This is a genomic window from Nocardioides sp. Soil796, from assembly GCF_001429525.1.
Classification (GTDB): Bacteria; Actinomycetota; Actinomycetes; order Propionibacteriales; family Nocardioidaceae; genus Nocardioides.
Map to the genome: position 1 here is coordinate 112,188 of NZ_LMSQ01000015.1, position 17,124 is coordinate 129,311.

The following is a 17,124-nucleotide window of genomic DNA, read 5'->3' on the forward strand; positions in this document are numbered from 1 at the left end:
GTGCCGGTTCAGCGGCCCATGACCTCGCGGCCGATGGCGGACCGGGCGATGATGAGCTTCTGGATCTGTGGCGTGCCGTCACCGATTTGGAAGCCGGACACGTCGCGCAGCAATGCCTGCAGCGGCATCTCCTCCGACCAGCCGACATGGCCGTGGAGCACGATGCAGTCCTGCACCGCCTGGAAGCCGACCTGGGGTGCCCACCACTTGAGCATTGCCGCCTCGACGGTGTGCGGCCTTGCGTTGCTGCGTGCCTCGAGCGTGGACGTGGCCAGGGCTCGGATGGCAGTGAGGTACGTCAGGTGTTCGGCGATCGGGAAGGTCACGCCCTGGTAGTGGCTCAGCGGCTTGCCGAAGCTCGTGCGGGTCTTGATGTGCTCGATGGTCAGGTCGATGGCCCGCTGGGCGATGCCGACTACCATGAACGCGATGAGGGTGCGCGTCAGGTCGAACTCGTTCATGATCATTGCGAACCCCTCGCCGCCCTGACCGAGTTGGTGCGAGTGCGGAACGAAGACACCCTCCATGGCGATCGAACCGCGGCCGACCGGCCGGAATCCAGGGTCGGCGAAGCGCTGGCCGGACAGGCCGGGTGAGTCCATGGGCACGACGAACGCACTGATGCGTCCCGTGTCGGTCTGACGCGCGACGATGATCGCGAGGTCTGCATCGGGCCCCTGGGTGATCGAGGTCTTCTCACCCGACAGCTCCCAGCCGCCGTCCACGGGAACGGCCTTGGCGCTCAGCGCCTGGGCGTCGGACCCGGACGCGGGCTCGGTGAGTGCGATGGCACAGACTGCTTCCCCTGCGATCACCGGTCCGAGCCAGCGGCGGACTGCCTCTTCCGAAGCGGACTTGACCAGCAGGTCGGCCGTGACGTTGTTGGCGAACACCTGGTAGCCGCAGGCAGCGTCGGCGTAGCTGACTTCTTCGCAGGCGATGCCGAGGGCTTGCAGGTCCGATCCCTGACCTCCCTGCTCCTCGGGGACGCAAAGGCCGAGTAACCCATTCCTTCCGAGGTCCATAAGGGTATCTCGCGGGTAGGGGGCACCCTGAGCGCGCTCGAGATACCCCTCGAGGAAGGATTTGCGCGCAAACGCGCGAACGCTGTCGCGGAAGTCAGCGAGCTCGTCATGGTCCGTCATCTGGTGCCTCCCGACGTCGTCTTGAACAGCGGCGCACGCTTCTCGGCGAAGGCTCTGAGCCCCTCGTCGACGTCACCGCTGTGCAGGTGCTCGGCGGTGACGAGTCGCTCGAGCCGCAAGGCGCTGGCGAGCGGCTGGTCGAGGCCGTCGTCGATCGCCTGCTTGAACAGGCGCAACGCGCTCGGGCTGCGCCGCGCGATCGTCGTGGCAAGCTCTTCGGCTCGCGTCACAAGCTGGTCGGCCGGGACGACCTCGTTGACCAGGCCCATCGCCTGCGCCTCCTTCGCAGTGACCAGCTCACCGGTGAAGGCGAGGTACTTGGCGCGGGTGGGGCCGACCACCCGTGGCAGCCGGGCTGCGCCGCCGGCGCCGGGGAGGAGGCCGTAGTTGATGTGGCCGTCGCCGAGGCGCGCGTCGGCCGAGGCGACGACTAGATCGCAGTGCAGCGCAAGCTCCAGTCCACCCGCCATCGTGATCCCGTTCAGCGCAGCGATGACTGGCTTCGGCAGCGAGGCGAGCATGGCGAAGGTCTCGGCCGCCCCCTTCTCGAAGGCGAGCAGTCGAACGGGATCCACCTTGCCGTCTGGGCCCAGCACCTCCTTGAGATCTGCGCCGGCGCAGAAGGCACGGCCCGTCGCCGTGACGACCACGACACGCACGTCCCGCTCGTCCTCGATGTCAGCCAGATGGGCGGCAAGTGCATCGAGCACGCGCTCGCTAAGGGCGTTCATCGCTTCGGCCCGGTTGAGCGACAACCAGGCCACGGGGCCCTTGTCGATACGAGTGACGGCGGCTTGCGTCACTGCGCTCATCGATCCCCACCCTCGGCGCCGATCTCTGCACCCATGGCGCGCAGACGCTTCTTGTCGATCTTCCCGACGAGGGTGGCGGGCAGCGCGTCGACGAGGTGGATCTCCTTAGGCGCCTGGTGCGCGCCCTTCGCGTCGCGCACGAGCCGCTTGAGCACGGCCTTGTCGATGGCGGCTCCCTCGTGGAGGACAATGAACGCGGTGACCGCCTCGCCCCACTTGTCGTCCGGCATGCCTACGACCGCCACCGCGGCGACGTCGGGATGCGCCGCGATCACGTCCTCGACTTCCTTCGGATAGACGTTGAACCCGCCTGAGATCACCATGTCCTTCTTGCGGTCCACGATGTGGAGATAGCCCTGCTCGTCACGCATCGCCATGTCCCCGGTATGCAGCCACCCATTGCGCAGAGTCTCCTCGGTCAAGTCGGGCCGGTTCCAGTAGCCGGACATGATGACTGGCGAGCGGACACAGAGCTCACCGGGAATCCCATCAGGGACCGGCTGGTCGGCTTCGTCGACGATCGTCACCGTGGTGCCGATGACCGGACGCCCGCACGAACTGAGCAGGTCCGGACGCCCAACCGGGTCGTGCTCCTCACGTAGGAGGCTCGTCGTAACGCCGACGCACTCAGTCTGACCATAGCACTGGACGAACTTCTGCCCGAACCGGTTCAGGGCCTGGGTGAGCCGGGAGGGCGAAATCGGTGCTGCGCCATAAACGAAGGTCTCGAGCGAGCTCAGGTCCGCGTCCTCCGATGTGGTGTGGTCGAGCAGGGCGTTGATCATTGTCGGCACCGCGAAGGTGCAGTTGGCCTGCTCCTTCTCAATCGCCTGCACGAAGGACTTCGGCTCGAAGCCTTGAAGCAAGATGACCGTGCCGCCGCGGGCCAGGGTTGGGAAGAGCGGCAGCACCCCGGCATGCGTGATCGGCGGTGCGACCAGGTAGCGGGGCTTGGCGGGGAGTTGCCAGCTCGTCAGCACCGCCTTGCACTGCTCGGCCATCGCTCGGTGCGAGAGCATGACGCCCTTCGGCGTGCCGGTGGTCCCGCCCGTGTACTGCAGCCAGGCGAGGTCCTCCTGGCCGGCCGGGCCCGGCTCGAGCGGCTTCGGGTCGTAGCCCTCGATCAGCTCGAACAGGTCCTGCCCAGCGTCGGACTCACCGAACACGAGCAGGTGCTTCACCGTCTTGGAGCGTTCGGCGACAGCGGCTCCCACCTCCGCGAATGTCGGATGGACGATGAGGACCTCGATCTCGGCGTCGTCGCAGATCCAGACGTGATCCTCGACGGACCCCATCGGGTGGAGGCCGGTGTAGTGGCCGCCGATGAGGTAGGTCGCCGCCTGGGTCAGCCAGACCTCGGGGAGGTTGACACTGAGCGCCCCCACGCCAGACCCATGGGAAATTCCGCGGTCGACGAGCAGCTGCTGTATGCGGCTCATGGAGTCGGCCGCTTCGGCGAACGTCATGCGCTGTTCGCCGAGCACGAACGCCTCGTTGTCCGCGAAGCGCTCAAACGCCTCGACGATGAGGTCGCTATACGTCGCTCCGCGCGAGGCGGCCGGGATGGTGGGGGCTGAGTGAGCCATGTTGACGCCTTCCGCCGGATTAACTCATCAGTTAGTCTAGGCAAGTCTTCACGTACGTCAAGGTCGAGCACGACCTCGTTCGAGAAAGGTGCCCACGTCGATGAGCAGTGCAGGTCCAGCTCCGATCCAGGACGGTCTGCTGTACGCCGAAGACCTCGCCGCGCGGGTCGGCGTACTGAGTTCGCTCGGCCCCGTCACCATGACCGAGTCGGAGATCCGCGCCTTCGCGCAGCGGTGGGACCCGCTTCCAATCCACGTCGGCGACGGGGGTCCTTTCGGCGGTGTGATCGCCAGCGGGCTCCACACTTTTGCAGTGTTCCAGCGGCTCGCCGTCGACGCGGCGTACTCCTCCTGGGCCGTCGTGGCGGGACGTGCGATCCGCGAGATGGTGCTGCCGCGGCCGGTCTTCCCTGGGGACGTCCTGACCGGCTGGGTCCGTGTCAACGGCGCCTGTCCCCCGCGCAACGGCATGGCGAAACTCGAGGTGGAGGGCCGCCTGGAGAATCAGCACGGCAAGACGGTCCTCACTCTGCGCCTCGAGAGCTATGTCAGCACCGCACGGGCCTCGAGACACCGGTGGAGTAGCCTGCAGCCGTCCGGATCCGGAGGGAGCACGTGTGGCCAGGCAACGGGCGACGACCACGGCTGACATCATTGAAGCCGCCGCTCGCGTGTTCCAGACCAAGGGCTACCGAAGCTCGACCATCGACGACATCTGCCTCGAGGCCGGGATCTCCCGTCCGACGATCTACAAGTACATCGAGAGCAAGCTGTGGCTCCTGGACCAGATGGTGGCGCACGTCACGGAGGAGCTCAGCGAGAAGTTGCAGGACCTGCTCACCAGCAACCTCTCGCCCCGCGAGAAGATTCGGGCGGTCGTCAAGCTCCACATCGAGTCAGCGTCCAGCAAACGCGTCTTCTACGCCACTGTCTGGGGTGAGCAACCGGAGTTGTCGGAGCTGGCGCTCCAGTCCTTCCGATCCTGGTCCCACACCGTTACCCGCGATTTCGCCGAGCTCCTGGATGATTACCGCAAGAGCGAGAGACTCGAGCCGAAAGCGGATGGCACGGTCCTGGCAAACCTAACCCTGACCATGCTCACCAGCCTTTTCCGGTGGTACGACCCACTGGGATCGACCACGCCCGAGGACCTGGCGCACCAAGTGCTGGTGATGCTGTCGGGTCCCCTTCCGGCAATCGACCAAGACGGTGCCTGAGCCAGCTGTGCCCGGACGGGTAGAGCTTGCCCAGGTCGGTGGGGATCTCCGTGCCGTCGCCGTACCTCTTGTGGTTGAGCCGATCGGTGCCGAAGTCCCGACCGCTCCAGGTTTGGTGCCCGCCACCGATTCCGACGCTGACGAGTGGTCCGCCGACGCCCGGCGGCCAGCCCGAGCTCGGGCATCATCGCCGCGACGGTGTTCTCTCCTGCGCCGAACGGTCGCCGTCGCGCCACTCGTAGAACCTTCCCTGCGAACGCCGAGAAACGCCCGACGCGTAGTCGCCGACGGCAGCACGCCGTGGTTCGCCCTCTGGGCGGCGATAGATCCGGCCACGGATACCAGCACATCGCCTCGTGCACCCAGTGGGCCACCAAGCGCTTGGGCACATCACGCTGGCCGAAGATCGATGATCTCCCTGCGCAGGCGCTGCATCTCCGCGCGCTCGGACTCGCTCAACGGCGCGTTCTCGCGTGACCTCCCCGGCTGGGCCTTGGCCACCCAGGTCCCCAACGTCCCTCGATGATCCCCAACTCCCGGGCCACCTGCGCGATCGGTTTCCTGGTTCCGAGCACCAGCCGGACCGCGCCCTGCTCGAAGTTCGTCGAACTTCGGTACCTGGCCATGGCTCATCGTTTGTGGCGATGCTCCACGCTACGAGGGGAAGCCCATGGAAACTGGTCGGCGAGGGCTGACGGTGTAGACGACCCCGCCGGAGGTTGGGGTGGCGGTGGCCTGGCCGCGGGCGACGAGGAGGTCGAGGTGGGCCTTAGTCTCCATCGCGGCCATGCCTTGGTTGAAGATGTCGAGCTGGTCCCACGGGTGCTCGTGGCGGGTCCAGCCGAGGTGGGTCGCGACGCCCTTCGCGGTCGACGGACCACGGGCGAGGGCAGCGAGGCTGAGCTCGAGCCGCTGCTCGTGGTGTATGAGCAGCTCGTCTACCCGTGCGTGGGTCGACGGCGCGATCGGCCCGTGGGCAGGCAGGAGCTGGAGGTCGGGCAAGGCGCGTACCTTGGCCAGCGAGGTGAGGAAGTCCCTGAGCGGCTCATCAGCGGGCGGCACGGTGAGACCGATCGACGGTGTGATCGTCGGCAGCACGTGGTCGCCGGCGAAGAGCAGCCCGGCCGCCTGTTCGGCGAACACGTAGTGGCCGGGAGTGTGGCCGGGCGTGTGTACGGCGTCCAGCACCCGCGTGCCCAGGTCGACCGTGAGGTCTCCCTCGAGCCAGTTGTCCGGGAGCGCCCAGATCGACAAGTCCGGCATCTCGCCTGGGCCGGCCTCAACCCAGGCCTCGGCGACGTCACGCGCTCCGGCGGTGACCAGGACGTCGTGGAACGGGTTGCGCTTGGTGTCGGGAGTGAGCAGCAGCTCCAGCGCGGGCCGCTCCGGCTCGCCGAGTATGACCTCGGCGCCGTACTCCCGGCCGAGAACCGAGGCCATCGTGAAGTGGTCGCGGTGAATGTGGGTGACGAGGAACCGATCGATGTCGCCGAAGCCGTAGCCGAGCGAGCGCAGGCAGCGGTCCAGCAGTTCGCGGGCCTCGGGAATCGCCCAGCCGCCGTCGACGAGGATGGGGCCGGAATCGGTGTCGATGACGTAGACGTTGACCGCCCGCAGGCCGTCCATCGGCAGCGGCAGCGGGATTCGGTGGATGCCCTCAGCGACCTGCCACGCGCCCTCCGCGGTCCAGTGCGTGCCGGAGTCGGCCGAGATCGCCCGGTGGGTCGGTGTCGTTGGCGTCGTCATGTCATGGACCCCGTCCGAACCGTCACGACGGGCTGGACGACGATCGAGCACGTCACCACGTCACCGGCGCGCTGCGGCGAAGGAAGCGTATGTCGTGGATGTCCTCGCCCGCGACGAGGCCGTGCCGCTGGTACACGCCGGTCGCTGCGAACCCTTTGGATGATCCGGGCCGTGTGCAGACCGCTGGCGATCCAGTGCGCGGACGTCGGTGTGCGCGGCGAGATCGCGATCGACGTGGACGTACTGCGGGGCCCGGGCCGAGGCGAACTCGACGACCTCGTTCTCCGTGACCTGATAGGGGCCGCAGTCGATGTCTTGCCCGACGGGCATGTCCTCAGCGGGCAGGAGCACGGGTGCGTTGTCTCAACGTCGGAGCACGTCATAGGGCTCTGGCCACCAGTTCCTTCATGATCTCGTTCGTTCCCCCGTAGATCTTCTGGACGCGGGCGGCGGCGAACATCCGGGCGATCGGGTATTCCATCATGTAGCCGTAGCCGCCGAAGACCTGCAGGCAGCGATCGACCACCTTGTTCTGTATGTCGGTGCACCAGAACTTCGCGAGGGAGGCACCGGCCGCGTCCAGTTCGCCGGCGACGTGCCGGGTGATGCAGCTGTCGACGAGGGTGCGCGCGGCGAGGGCGTCAGCAGCGCACTCGGCAAGGACGAATCGGGTGTTCTGGAACGACAGGAGCGTCTCCCCGAAGGCCTCTCGCTCTTTCGCGTAGGCGATCGCGTGCCTTACAGCCGTCTCAGCCGCGGCTGCCGCCGTGACGGCGATGATGAGCCGTTCCTGGGGCAGCTGCTCCATGAGCTGCTGGAAGGCGCGGCCCTCGACGCCCCCGAGGAGATTGACGGCAGGCACGCGCATGTCCACGAACGCCAGCTCTCGGGTGTCCTGGCCGTGCATGCCGATCTTCTCGAGCACCCGGCCGCGCTCGAAGCCCGGCAGGTCCTGCGTCTCGGCGACGATGAGGGACAGGCCTCGGCCGCCGGGCTCGTCGCTGGTGCGGGCCACGATGATGAGCACGTCGCAGTGGGTTCCGTTGGAGATGAATGTCTTGGAGCCGTTGATGATGTAGCCGTAGCCGTCGCCGTCGCGTACGGCGCGGGTGCGGACCCGTTGCAGGTCCGAGCCAGTGGTCGGTTCGGTCATTGCGATCGCAGCGACGAGTTCACCGGAGGCCATGCCGGGTAGCCAGCGCAGCTTCTGCTCCTGCGTGCCGAAGGCGTTGACGTAGTGGGCGACGATGGTGCTGTGCACGCTGTTGGCCCAGGCGTCGTCGGCGACGTGGGCCTGCTCGGCCGCGATGATCGCTTCGTGTGCGAAAGTGGCGCCGCCGCCGCCGTACTCCTCGGGGATGCTGATACACAGCAGACCGGCGCGTCCGGCCGCGCGCCAGAAGTCGCGGTCGACCATGTGCTGCTCGGCCCACCGGGCTTGGTTCGGCACGACCTCCTTGTCGAGGAAGGTGCGGGTGAGCTGCTGCAGGTCGTCGAGTTCCTCGGTCAGCCAGGGTGACCGGTAGTCGTCCAGGATCATCGGGTCGTCCTTATCTGCCGGTGAAGGCGGGCGTGCGTCGGTCGGTGAAAGCGCTGATCCCTTCCTCAGCGTCGGACGTGCCGAGCGCGAGGAGGAAGTTGCGCCGCTCGTGGGCGAGTCCTTGTTGAAGCGGCAGGTCGTGGACCCGCCGGGCCGAGTCAGCGGCATACGCCACGGCTCGGGGAGCGTTGGCGGCGATCTGGGCGGCGAGCTCGAGCGCGCGGTCGAGTACCTGGCCGTCGTCGACGAGGTCGGCGACGAGGCCTGCCGTGTAGGCCCATTCGGCGTCGACTGGCGCGCCGGTGAGGAGCATCCGCATGGCCTTGGCCTTGCCGATGGCGTGGACCAGGCGCTGGGTGCCGCCGGCGCCGGGGATCACCCCGAGTTTGACCTCGGGGACGGCGAAGCGGGCCGAGCGCCCTGCGACGGCGGTGTCGCAGGCGAGGACGAGCTCGCAGCCGCCGCCGAAGGCGAGGCCGCGGACCGCGGCGATCGTCGGGACGGGCAGGGAGGCCACGGTCTCGAAGAGCCGGTCGAACGGAAACGCGTCGAGCGGGGAGGCGTTGACCATGCCGGGGATCTCGCCGATGTCCGCGCCAGCGCAGAATGCCTTGTCCGATCCGGACACGACAACCGCGCGGACGGCGTTGTCGACGGCGGCCTCCTCGAGGCGGTCAGCGAGGTGGTCGACGAGTGTGCGGCTCAACGCGTTGAGGGCGGCGGGCCGGTCAAGGGTGAGAACCAGGGTCGTACCGTGGGCTTCGGCGGACACGAGCTGCTCAGGCATCGGCCTGCTCACCCTCGTAGGCGGCGGCGTATGCCGAGCGGATCTGCTTCTTGTCGAACTTGCCGACGCTCGTACGGGGGATCTCGGCGACGATCTCGATGGCATCGGGCAGCTGCCACGCGGCGAATGCGCTAGACAGGTGGCTGCGGACCTGCTCGAGGGTGATCTCCTGCCCGGGCTTGGGGACGATGAGGACGAAGGGCCGCTCCTGCCACTTCGGGTGTGCCAGTCCCACGACCGCGGCTTCGGCGATAGCCGGGTGGCTGAGGAGCAGGTTCTCCATGTCGATCGAGGAGATCCATTCACCGCCGCTCTTGATGACGTCCTTGACCCGGTCGGTCACCTTCAGGTACCCATCCGCGTCGATCGTCCCGACGTCGCCGCTTCGCCAGTAGCCGTCGTGGAACCGGCCGGCTCGGTCGTCCTCTGGCATGTTGTGGTAGGTCCTGGTGACCCACGGGCCTCGCATGCAGATCTCCCCCTGGGTGACGCCATCCCATGCGACGTCGTTGCCGGTGCCGTCGATGAGCCGGACGTCGACGCCCGTGACGGGCAGGCCCTGTTTGCGCTTGAGCTCGAAGAGCTCGTTCTCGCTCAGGCGTTCGCGCACGCTCGGCTTGTAGCGGTTCATCGTCACGAGCGGGGTGGTCTCGGTCGCGCCGTAGGCGTGGACGATCTCGGCGCCGGTCAGGTCTCGGAAGCCGCGCATCATCGTCAGCGGCGGCTCGGTGGCTCCAGACATCATCCGCAGCCGGGACAGGTCCGGCTTCTCGTCGAGGCTCTCGATGTAATGCAACATCGGCAGGAAGATTGCAGGTGCGCCGTTGGTGACGGTGACGCCTTCGGCGATGATCGCGTCGGTCAGCGGTTTGGTGTCCTCGGCCATATAGCGGCCGGGTAGGACGATTTTGTTGGCCATCAGCGTCGCTGCCTGGGGAAGGCCCCACGCCTGGCCGTGGAACATCGGAGTGATGAGCATGGTGCAGTCGTCGAGGACCATCCCGATGTTCGTGGCGATGCCGTACGAGTGCAGGTAGATCGCCCGATGGGAGTAGTAGACGCCCTTGGGTCGCCCGGTCGTGCCGGTCGTGTAGCACGCGCTGTACGCGGAGCGCTCGTCGATCTCCGGCCAGACCAGGTGCGGGCTGGCCGCGGCGACGAGGTCCTCGTAGTGGTGCAGGTTGGGCAGGCTGGTCTCGACCTGTGAGAGCGGCTTGTCGGTCATCACGACCCATGCACGCACTCCGGGCAGCAGGTGGGCAACGGCCTCGGCGACCGGCAGGAGCGTCTCGTCGATGCAGATGACCGACGTGCCGCTGTCGTCGATCACGAATGACAGGTCCTCTGGCCCGAGGCGGAGGTTGAGCTGGACCAACACGGCGGCAAGGCCCGGGATGGCCCAGTAGAGCTCGTAGTGGCGGCGGCTGTTCCAGTCGAGGACGCCGACACGGTCCCCGGGCTGGACGCCAAGAGCGCGCAGCGCGTTTGCGCCCCGGATCACGCGCTCGTATGCCGCCGCGTAGGTGTAGCGGTCCCAGCCCCCTTCCGGGGTGCGATAGACGATCTCGCGCTCGGGATGCGTGCGTGCGGCGTGCAGGATGAGCGTGGTCGTGTTCAGCTGGACGTCGTCCCCCATGGTCGACGGGTAGCCGGTGACGAGGGGGCGGGTGGTGAAGGGGGAAGTCATGACGGTCTCCTGTTCAGCGGGCGGCCATGCGCAGGGCTCCGTCGAGACGGATCACCTCGCCGTTGACCATCTGGTTTTCGATGATGTGGATTGCGAGGGCGGCGTACTCGGACGGGTCGCCGAGCCGCGCCGGGAAGGGCACCTGCTGGCCAAGCGACTCCCTGGCGGCTTCAGGCAGCACGCCCATCATGGGGGTGAGGAACAGCCCCGGCGCGATGGTTGCCACCCGGATCCCGTACCGCGCAAGCTCGCGGGCGATCGGGAGCGTCATGGCGACGACTCCGCCCTTGGAGGCCGAGTAGGCGGCTTGGCCGATCTGGCCGTCGAAGGCGGCGGCCGAGGCGGTGTTGATGATCACACCACGCTCGCCGCTCGGGCCAGGCTCGGCGTCGCTCATCGCGGCGGCGGCGAGCCTGATCACGTTGAACGTACCGGCGAGGTTCACATCGAGGACCTTCATAAAGTCCTCGAGTTGGTGCGGCCCGGACCTGCCGAGCACCTTTTGGGCGACGCCGATTCCGGCGCAGTTGACCACCCCGCAGAGCGGTCCCGGCTGGTGGCTGGCGACTTCGACCGCGTGGGCCACCGCGCCGGCGTCGGTGACGTCGGTCTCGACGAAGACGGCGCCGGCGGGCGCTGTCCCGGCGCGGTCGGCGACGACGACGTGCGCGCCTCGCTCGAGTAGGGCGGCGGTGGTCGCGCCTCCGAGCCCGGATGCGCCTCCGGTGACGAGGAAGGTGTGGTTGCTGATCTCCATGTTGTTGCTCCTCAGGCGATGCGTTCGATGATCGTGGCGTTGGCCATGCCGCCGCCCTCGCAGATGGTGAGCAGGCCGTAGCGGGCCTCGCGGCGCTCGAGCTCGTTGACGAGCTGGGTCAGCAGGCGCGCGCCGGTCGAGCCGAGCGGGTGGCCGATGGCGATGGATCCGCCGTTGACGTTGAGCTGGTCCTCCGGGTAGCCGAACTCCTCGCACCACAGCAGCGGGACCGGCGAGAATGCCTCGTTGACCTCGACGAGGTCGATGTCGCCGACGGTGAGGCCGGCCTTGTCCAGGGCCTTCTGACTGGCTGGGATGATGGCCGTGAATTGAAGCACCGGGTCGTCCGCGGCGACGGCCATGGAGACGACCCTGGCCCGCGGTCGCAGTCCGGCCGCCTCAGCGGCGGCGCGTTCGGCGACCAGGAGGGCGGCCGCTCCGTCGCTCATCTGCGAGGCGTTGCCGGCGGTGATGACGCCGTCCGGGGAGAACACCGGCTGCAGGGCGGCGACCCGCGCGGGGGCGATGTCGAGCCGGATCCCCTCGTCCCGGGTCATCGGGGCGGTGGAGCCGTCTTTGGCCGCGCCGTCGAGGGGCACGAGCGCGGAGGCGAAGTGCCCGGCGTCGGTCGCTGCGGCGGCGCGGCGGTGGCTCTGGACGCTGAAGGTGTCGAGCTGCTCACGGGTGAAACCCCACTTCGTGGCGACGAGCTCGACTGATGGTCCTTGGGCGGGCAGGTTGCCGTCAAAGCGCGCCAGGGCCCGTTCGCCGTACCAGTCGCCCTGGGCGCCGCCGGGGACGAAGAGCGGACCGAGGTCGACCCGGCTCATGGACTCGACGCCGGCGCCGATGGCGAAGTCGTACTCGCCGGACTTGATCGCTTGGGCCGCGAAGTGGACCGCCTGTTGGCCGGACCCGCACTGTCGGTCGAGGGTCGTGCCGGGCACGGCGGTGGGCAGGCCCGCACCGAGCAGGGCGTTGCGGGCGACGTTGCCGCTCTGCTCACCGCGCTGGAGGGCGCAGCCGACGATGACGTCGGAGAGTCGGTCTGGGTCGAGGCCGGTGCGCTCGGCGAGGTGGGCGAGGGTGTGCGCGAGCAGGTCGACGGGGTGCCAGTCGCGCAGCTGGCCGCCACGCTTGCCGACCGGTGTGCGGACGGCGTCGACGATGACTGCTTCACGGGTCATGGTTGGGCTCCTTGGTGGCGGGTGCGGAAGGCGTTCAGGGCTTGGTGGAACTCGGGCGTCGACACGTTGGCGACCTGGGCTTCGGCTTCGCGGGCCAGCGCTTCGGTGAGGGCCGCGGTCCACGTGGCGTCGAGGAGGTGCTTGGTGCGTGCCTGGGCAGGGCGGGAGGAGCCGGCCAGGCGTCGGGCCAGGGCGGTGACCGCGTCATCGAGCTCCTCCGATGGCACGCAGCGTGCGATGAGTCCGACCTGAGCAGCGGTGGGCCCGTCGAGGTCGTCCCCGAGGAGGGCCAACTCGCGCGCCTGCCGCAGTCCGACGAGCCGGGGCAGGACCCAGCTGCCACCGAGGTCGATGGACAGGCCGAGCCGGGCGAAGTTCTGGGTGAACCGCGCCGTCTCGTCGGCGACGACGAAGTCGCAGGCGAGGGCCAGGTTGCAGCCGGCGCCGACCGCGGCGCCACGGACCTTGGCGATGACCGGCTGCGGCAAGTTGCGCAGGACAGGAACGATCTTGTTGAACTCGACCATGGCCTCGCCAAGTCGGCCGGGGTCGAGGTCGATGAGGTCGGCGCCGGCGCAGAAGTTGCCCCCCGCGCCGGTGAGCACCACGACACGAACGTCGTCGTCCCGCGCGACGTCGGCCAAAGCTGTGAGCAGATCCTGCGCCGAGTGAGGGCTCAGCGCGTTGCGGCGCTCAGGCCGGGTCAGCTCGACCGTGGCGACGGGTCCGTCCACGGTGAGGCGCAGGGTCGACGGCGCCGTCGGCGCCCTGGCGGTGGACCCACTGCCCAGGTCGCTCGGGGTGTCAGGCATTCAGTTTCGCCCGGATCTGGTGCTTGAGGAGCTTGCCGGAGGCGTTGCGGGGAATCTCGTCGATGATGATGAGCTCGCGGGGCAGTTTGTAGCTGCTGAGGCACTGCTGGCCGTACTCGCGCAGTTGCTCGAAGGTGAGCGTCGCACCGTCCCGTGGGGTCACGACGGCCACGACGCTCTCGCCGTACTCCTCGTTCGGTCGCGAGACGATGGCGATGTCCCCGACCGCTGGGTGACCGGCCAGGGCGCTCTCGACCTCGACCGAATAGACGTTGCGGCCACCGGTGATGATCATGTCCTTGAGCCGGTCGACCAGCGTGATGTATCCGTCCTCGTCGATGCTGGCGATGTCGCCGGTGTGCACCCAGCCGTCTCGGACGGTCTCCGCCGTCGCTTCGGGGTTGCCCCAGTAGCCCTTCATCATCGTCTCGCCGCGCATGATCATCTCGCCGACCCCGCCGGGCGCCACGTCGTTGCCGTCGAGGTCGACGATGTGCACCTCGGTGTTGGCGATGGCGCTGCGACCGCTCGCGCTCGGTCGCGCGAGCACCTCGTCATGCTGCAGGAGGATGCCCCCCGGCCCGCCCTCGGTCTGGCCGCATGCCTGGATGATCGACGCGCCCGGCAGCGCCGCCACGAGCGCCTCAGCCGTCGTCGCCGGCATCGGAGCAGCGCCGTACAAGCAGACACGCAGGCTCGACAGGTCGCGTGTCGCGATCGACGGGGTGCGCAGCAGGAACGTGTACATCGTCGGGACGCCGAAGAACTGGGTGATCCGCTCGCGTTCGAGCATCTCGAGCACCGTTTCCGGGTCGAAGCGGGGCAGGATGACGTGCGTCGCGCCATACATCATCCCGCCGATCAGAAGCATGTTGAGGGCCGCTGAGTGATACAGGGGAGCAACGTGCAACATCCGCTCCCCCTCATGAAGTCCTAAACCAATCGCCGTGTTGATGCCGACCCACAGGATGCGGTGCTGGTCGAAGAGGGCACCCTTGGGGCGACCGGTCGTGCCCGAAGTGTAGATGATGAGCGCGTCGTCGTCCTCCGCGACCTCGACGTCGATCGGCTCAGCGGACTGGACGGCCGCGGCTGCGAGCACGTCGTCGAAACCCGTTGCGCGACCCAGCGCGAGCGCGGGGATGCTACCTGCGCGCCCCCCGCCGCCTGCCAGCCCCTGGATGTTCTCGACGACCTCTGGACCGAAGAGCAGCAGACTGGCGCCCGAGTCGGTGACGAAGTGGTCGATCTCGGGCGGCGCCGACCGCGGGTTGACGGGCACGACGATGGCGCCCAGACGGAGTCCGGCGTAGAGCGCGACGACGAAGGCGCCGCTGTTGCCCGAGAGCAGGAGTAGACGGTCGCCCTTGGCCAGGCCCCGGTCGGTCAGCTCACGCGCGAGCTGGTTGACGCTGGCGTCGAGTTCGGCGTACGTCATCGAACCCGAACCGAACTCGACGGCGATCCGTTGGGGAACACGACTGGCAGTCCGGGCGAGGACTTGGGCGAGGCTGGGCACGGGAGACTCCTAGTTGGGGTGGGGATCAGCCGAGGTTGTGGAAAGGGACGGGCGGGTCAGGAACAGCGGCACGCGGGTCTTGGACGGCAACGAGGGGGATGTCGAGCGAACGGCCCAGCGACTCCCAGTGGGCGCTGGACTCGGTGCCGAAGCGGGCGATCAGTTCCTCACGCGTGCGCCCGACTGCGTCGGCGAGACGGCGGGCGAAGTGCGGTTCGATCGCGCCGACGGCGACGTGCCCGTCGGCTGTCGCGTAGATGCTGTAGGTGGGCAGGCCCCCTCCTAGGACGTCACCGGGACGCGTCAGGCCGTGGCGCACCGCGGCCGATGCGTGGAAGGCCACATCGTCGAGCACGACCCGCTCGCGTACGGCCGTCTTCCTTGACGTCCGTCGCCGCAGCCCGGCGAGTGTCGCGGTCACCGCTCGCTCTGCTCCGAGCACGTCGACAAACGGCACGAGGGGCATGGTTGGCGGCATGAGCGTGCCCTGGACGGCCTGGTACGTCAGGTCATGCCCGGCCTCGTCCGATCGTTCTCCGTCGTAGCCGACGACCTCGACCAGGACGAGACCATGCCGCTCGACGCTATCCACAAGCCCAAGCCGCGTGAGAGCCGAGGGTCGCATCGCGGTCAGCAGCACATCGGCAACCGCGAGCCGCGTCTCCAGCGCTGATCGGCCGGCTGGGCTCTTGAGGTCGAGCGTGACGACCTCCTGACCGGCGGCGAGCTCCTCGTACCAGCTCGGTGCGACCGCTTGGAGCGGGTCTCCGGAGGGCGGCTCGACCTTGGTCGCTGACGCCCCCATCGAGGCAAGGCGGGCGACCGCCAAGGGTCCGGGGAGGTTCACGGCCAGGGAAACGACCCCGACGCCCGCGACTGCGGTCGCGTCTGGCGTTCTCGACACTTACTGCTCCTTTGGCCGCTGCCTGTTTGTACAGTTGTATAGCAACTGGTACGTTCGTGCAATAGGTAACTAGTACGTTCGTGCCGATCCGAGAACGCAGACCGAGAAGGATGAGGAGACATGACGCGACGACAGCCCAGTGCGGCTCTACGCGCGGACGACCTCACGGCGAAGGCGCGGATCCGGAACGCCGCACTGGATCTCTTCGCGGCGAATGGCGCCGAGGCCACCTCGCTACGCGCGGTCGCGGCCGCGGCGGGCGTGACGGTCGGTCTAGTCGTCCACCACTACGGGACGAAGGAGGCACTGCGCGAAGCCGTCGAACTCGCGATCGTCGAGCAGTTCGCCCAGACGATCGCGTCCGTCCCGCTCGGCCCTTGCCCGCCCGGCCAGGTCACGGCGGCACGCGACCGTGCTGTGGCCGCCATGCTCTCGGCCAACCAAGCGATCGTCGACTACCTGCGGCGGGCTATCCTCGATGGGAGCGCAGGGCGAGTCGACTTGGTCAGCCGGCTCAGCCAGCTCTCCGCCCAGCAGGTCGACGATCTGCGGGAGGCCGGCGTCGCCTCGACGAAGCACACCGTCGGCGAGCAGGTCGTCACCATCATGGTGCGGCAGCTCGGACGCCTTTTCCTGCAGCCGCTTGTCGACCGCATCACCGACGAGTTCGCCGATGACACGGGCGCGTCGATGAGACCGCAGCTCGTTGTGGATGTGAACCACTGAGCCGTCACGCACGAGCGTCACCGGACAAGCGGGCTGGGTCCCTATGTCGCGGGATGGGCTTTGCCACCGGTCAAGTCCGGAGCTCGGCACGGTCGCCGCCCTCGTGATCGCGTGGGGCAGGACGGTGCAGCTGGCGCAGGCTGTCTCGGGAGGTGCCGGGATGGGTGGCATGCGTCTGCTGCAATCACTCCACTTCAAGCTTCATTACCTCGTCGCCGTGATCGTTGATGACCTTGGCCGCGACCTTGCCCGTAGCCGGCTTGGAGAAGGGGCGCGAGTCGGTGGCGTCGAGCGTGGCCCCGGCATCCCGGTCGATATCGGTCTTGAGGGCCGTCTTGAGCCGCTTGTATGGATCGTTGCCGTCGACGGGCTCGCCATGACGCCACCTCGGCGTCGGCACCCTCGGCGGTGGTATCGACTCCGCCGCTGGTGACAAACTCGGTCCCGGGCTCGTCGTCGTCGGTCTCGATTTGACGCAGCCGACGCACCGTCGCCTGGTCGAGCCCGGTCAGATGCATGACGTCCTTGACCGCGAGCCGCTCTGCGAGAAGCCGTTCGATCGCGGTCGCGGCCGCGACCTCCATGAACCGCATCCCAGTTCTGCTCACTGAATTTCCTCACAAGGACGCGGGGATCCAGGGCGAATTCAACCGGTCGTCGCAACACCTCATGATCACGGAGGTGTTTGATGGGTCGTCG

Annotated in this window: 17 protein-coding genes; 4 read left to right on the forward strand and 13 right to left on the reverse strand. The window is 68.1% G+C overall.

Annotated elements, in window-relative coordinates; translation table 11 throughout:
• Nucleotides 1-8 precede the first annotated feature (8 nt).
• Genes ASH02_RS06090 through ASH02_RS06100 form a run of 3 tightly spaced genes read right to left on the reverse strand, consistent with a single transcriptional unit; the run spans nucleotide 9 to nucleotide 3,543 of the window.
• The gene (locus ASH02_RS06090; protein ID WP_082563434.1) at nucleotides 9-1,145 is read right to left on the reverse strand and encodes an acyl-CoA dehydrogenase family protein; all 1,137 of its coding nucleotides are present in this window, start codon (nucleotides 1,143-1,145) and stop codon (nucleotides 9-11) included.
• Nucleotides 1,142-1,957, reverse strand: coding sequence for an enoyl-CoA hydratase/isomerase family protein (locus ASH02_RS06095; protein ID WP_056675146.1), 816 nt, complete (start codon nucleotides 1,955-1,957; stop codon nucleotides 1,142-1,144). Before ASH02_RS06095 ends, ASH02_RS06090 begins: the two co-directional genes overlap by 4 nt.
• Nucleotides 1,954-3,543 carry an AMP-binding protein gene (locus ASH02_RS06100; RefSeq protein WP_056675143.1) on the reverse strand — a complete coding sequence of 530 codons (1,590 nt, stop codon included), beginning with the start codon at nucleotides 3,541-3,543 and terminating at the stop codon, nucleotides 1,954-1,956. The genes ASH02_RS06095 and ASH02_RS06100 overlap by 4 nt, the downstream gene beginning before the upstream one ends.
• Nucleotides 3,544-3,643: 100 nt before the next feature.
• Between ASH02_RS06100 and ASH02_RS06105 the strand changes: the two genes are divergently transcribed.
• Nucleotides 3,644-4,192, forward strand: a complete 549-nt coding sequence (locus ASH02_RS06105) for a MaoC/PaaZ C-terminal domain-containing protein (protein ID WP_056675141.1) — start codon at nucleotides 3,644-3,646, stop codon at nucleotides 4,190-4,192.
• Nucleotides 4,089-4,760 (forward strand): TetR/AcrR family transcriptional regulator, encoded by a 672-nt coding sequence (locus ASH02_RS06110; RefSeq protein ID WP_082563433.1) that lies wholly within the window; start codon nucleotides 4,089-4,091, stop codon nucleotides 4,758-4,760. Before ASH02_RS06105 ends, ASH02_RS06110 begins: the two co-directional genes overlap by 104 nt.
• Nucleotides 4,761-5,414: 654 nt before the next feature.
• Here ASH02_RS06110 and ASH02_RS06115 read toward each other — a convergent pair.
• The 9 genes from ASH02_RS06115 to ASH02_RS06160 all read right to left on the reverse strand — a co-directional run bounded on the left by ASH02_RS06115 (nucleotide 5,415) and on the right by ASH02_RS06160 (nucleotide 15,699).
• Nucleotides 5,415-6,506 carry an MBL fold metallo-hydrolase gene (locus ASH02_RS06115; RefSeq protein ID WP_056675134.1) on the reverse strand — a complete coding sequence of 364 codons (1,092 nt, stop codon included), beginning with the start codon at nucleotides 6,504-6,506 and terminating at the stop codon, nucleotides 5,415-5,417.
• Between the two features lie 379 nt (nucleotides 6,507-6,885).
• Complete coding sequence (locus tag ASH02_RS06125) at nucleotides 6,886-8,046, reverse strand: acyl-CoA dehydrogenase family protein (RefSeq protein ID WP_056675128.1); 1,161 nt, start codon at nucleotides 8,044-8,046, stop codon at nucleotides 6,886-6,888.
• Nucleotides 8,047-8,056: 10 nt separating this feature from the next.
• The gene (locus tag ASH02_RS06130; protein ID WP_056675125.1) at nucleotides 8,057-8,833 is read right to left on the reverse strand and encodes an enoyl-CoA hydratase-related protein; all 777 of its coding nucleotides are present in this window, start codon (nucleotides 8,831-8,833) and stop codon (nucleotides 8,057-8,059) included.
• Nucleotides 8,826-10,520, reverse strand: a complete 1,695-nt coding sequence (locus ASH02_RS06135) for a long-chain-fatty-acid--CoA ligase (protein ID WP_056675121.1) — start codon at nucleotides 10,518-10,520, stop codon at nucleotides 8,826-8,828. The genes ASH02_RS06130 and ASH02_RS06135 overlap by 8 nt, the downstream gene beginning before the upstream one ends.
• 13 nt (nucleotides 10,521-10,533) lie before the next feature.
• The gene (locus ASH02_RS06140; protein ID WP_056675119.1) at nucleotides 10,534-11,277 is read right to left on the reverse strand and encodes an SDR family NAD(P)-dependent oxidoreductase; all 744 of its coding nucleotides are present in this window, start codon (nucleotides 11,275-11,277) and stop codon (nucleotides 10,534-10,536) included.
• A gap of 11 nt (nucleotides 11,278-11,288) precedes the next feature.
• Nucleotides 11,289-12,464, reverse strand: coding sequence for a thiolase family protein (locus ASH02_RS06145; protein ID WP_056675113.1), 1,176 nt, complete (start codon nucleotides 12,462-12,464; stop codon nucleotides 11,289-11,291).
• The gene (locus tag ASH02_RS06150) at nucleotides 12,461-13,276 is read right to left on the reverse strand and encodes an enoyl-CoA hydratase/isomerase family protein (RefSeq protein ID WP_056675110.1); all 816 of its coding nucleotides are present in this window, start codon (nucleotides 13,274-13,276) and stop codon (nucleotides 12,461-12,463) included. Before ASH02_RS06150 ends, ASH02_RS06145 begins: the two co-directional genes overlap by 4 nt.
• Nucleotides 13,269-14,795, reverse strand: coding sequence for a class I adenylate-forming enzyme family protein (locus tag ASH02_RS06155; protein ID WP_056675107.1), 1,527 nt, complete (start codon nucleotides 14,793-14,795; stop codon nucleotides 13,269-13,271). Before ASH02_RS06155 ends, ASH02_RS06150 begins: the two co-directional genes overlap by 8 nt.
• Before the next feature lie 25 nt (nucleotides 14,796-14,820).
• Nucleotides 14,821-15,699: a CoA transferase gene (locus ASH02_RS06160; RefSeq protein ID WP_056675105.1), complete on the reverse strand. Its 879-nt coding sequence runs from the start codon at nucleotides 15,697-15,699 to the stop codon at nucleotides 14,821-14,823.
• A 120-nt stretch (nucleotides 15,700-15,819) separates the two neighbouring features.
• On the opposite strand from ASH02_RS06160, the gene ASH02_RS06165 reads away from it, so the two are divergent.
• Nucleotides 15,820-16,425 (forward strand): TetR/AcrR family transcriptional regulator, encoded by a 606-nt coding sequence (locus ASH02_RS06165; protein WP_056675103.1) that lies wholly within the window; start codon nucleotides 15,820-15,822, stop codon nucleotides 16,423-16,425.
• Between the two features lie 184 nt (nucleotides 16,426-16,609).
• On the opposite strand, the gene ASH02_RS06170 is transcribed toward ASH02_RS06165, so the two are convergent.
• Entirely contained in the window at nucleotides 16,610-16,825 is a 216-nt protein-coding gene (locus ASH02_RS06170; RefSeq protein WP_056675100.1) for a hypothetical protein, read from the reverse strand.
• 116 nt (nucleotides 16,826-16,941) lie between these two features.
• Here ASH02_RS06170 and ASH02_RS26955 point away from each other — a divergent pair.
• A partial coding sequence (locus ASH02_RS26955) for a hypothetical protein (RefSeq protein ID WP_235538995.1) occupies nucleotides 16,942-17,124 on the forward strand: 183 nt, incomplete at its 3' end.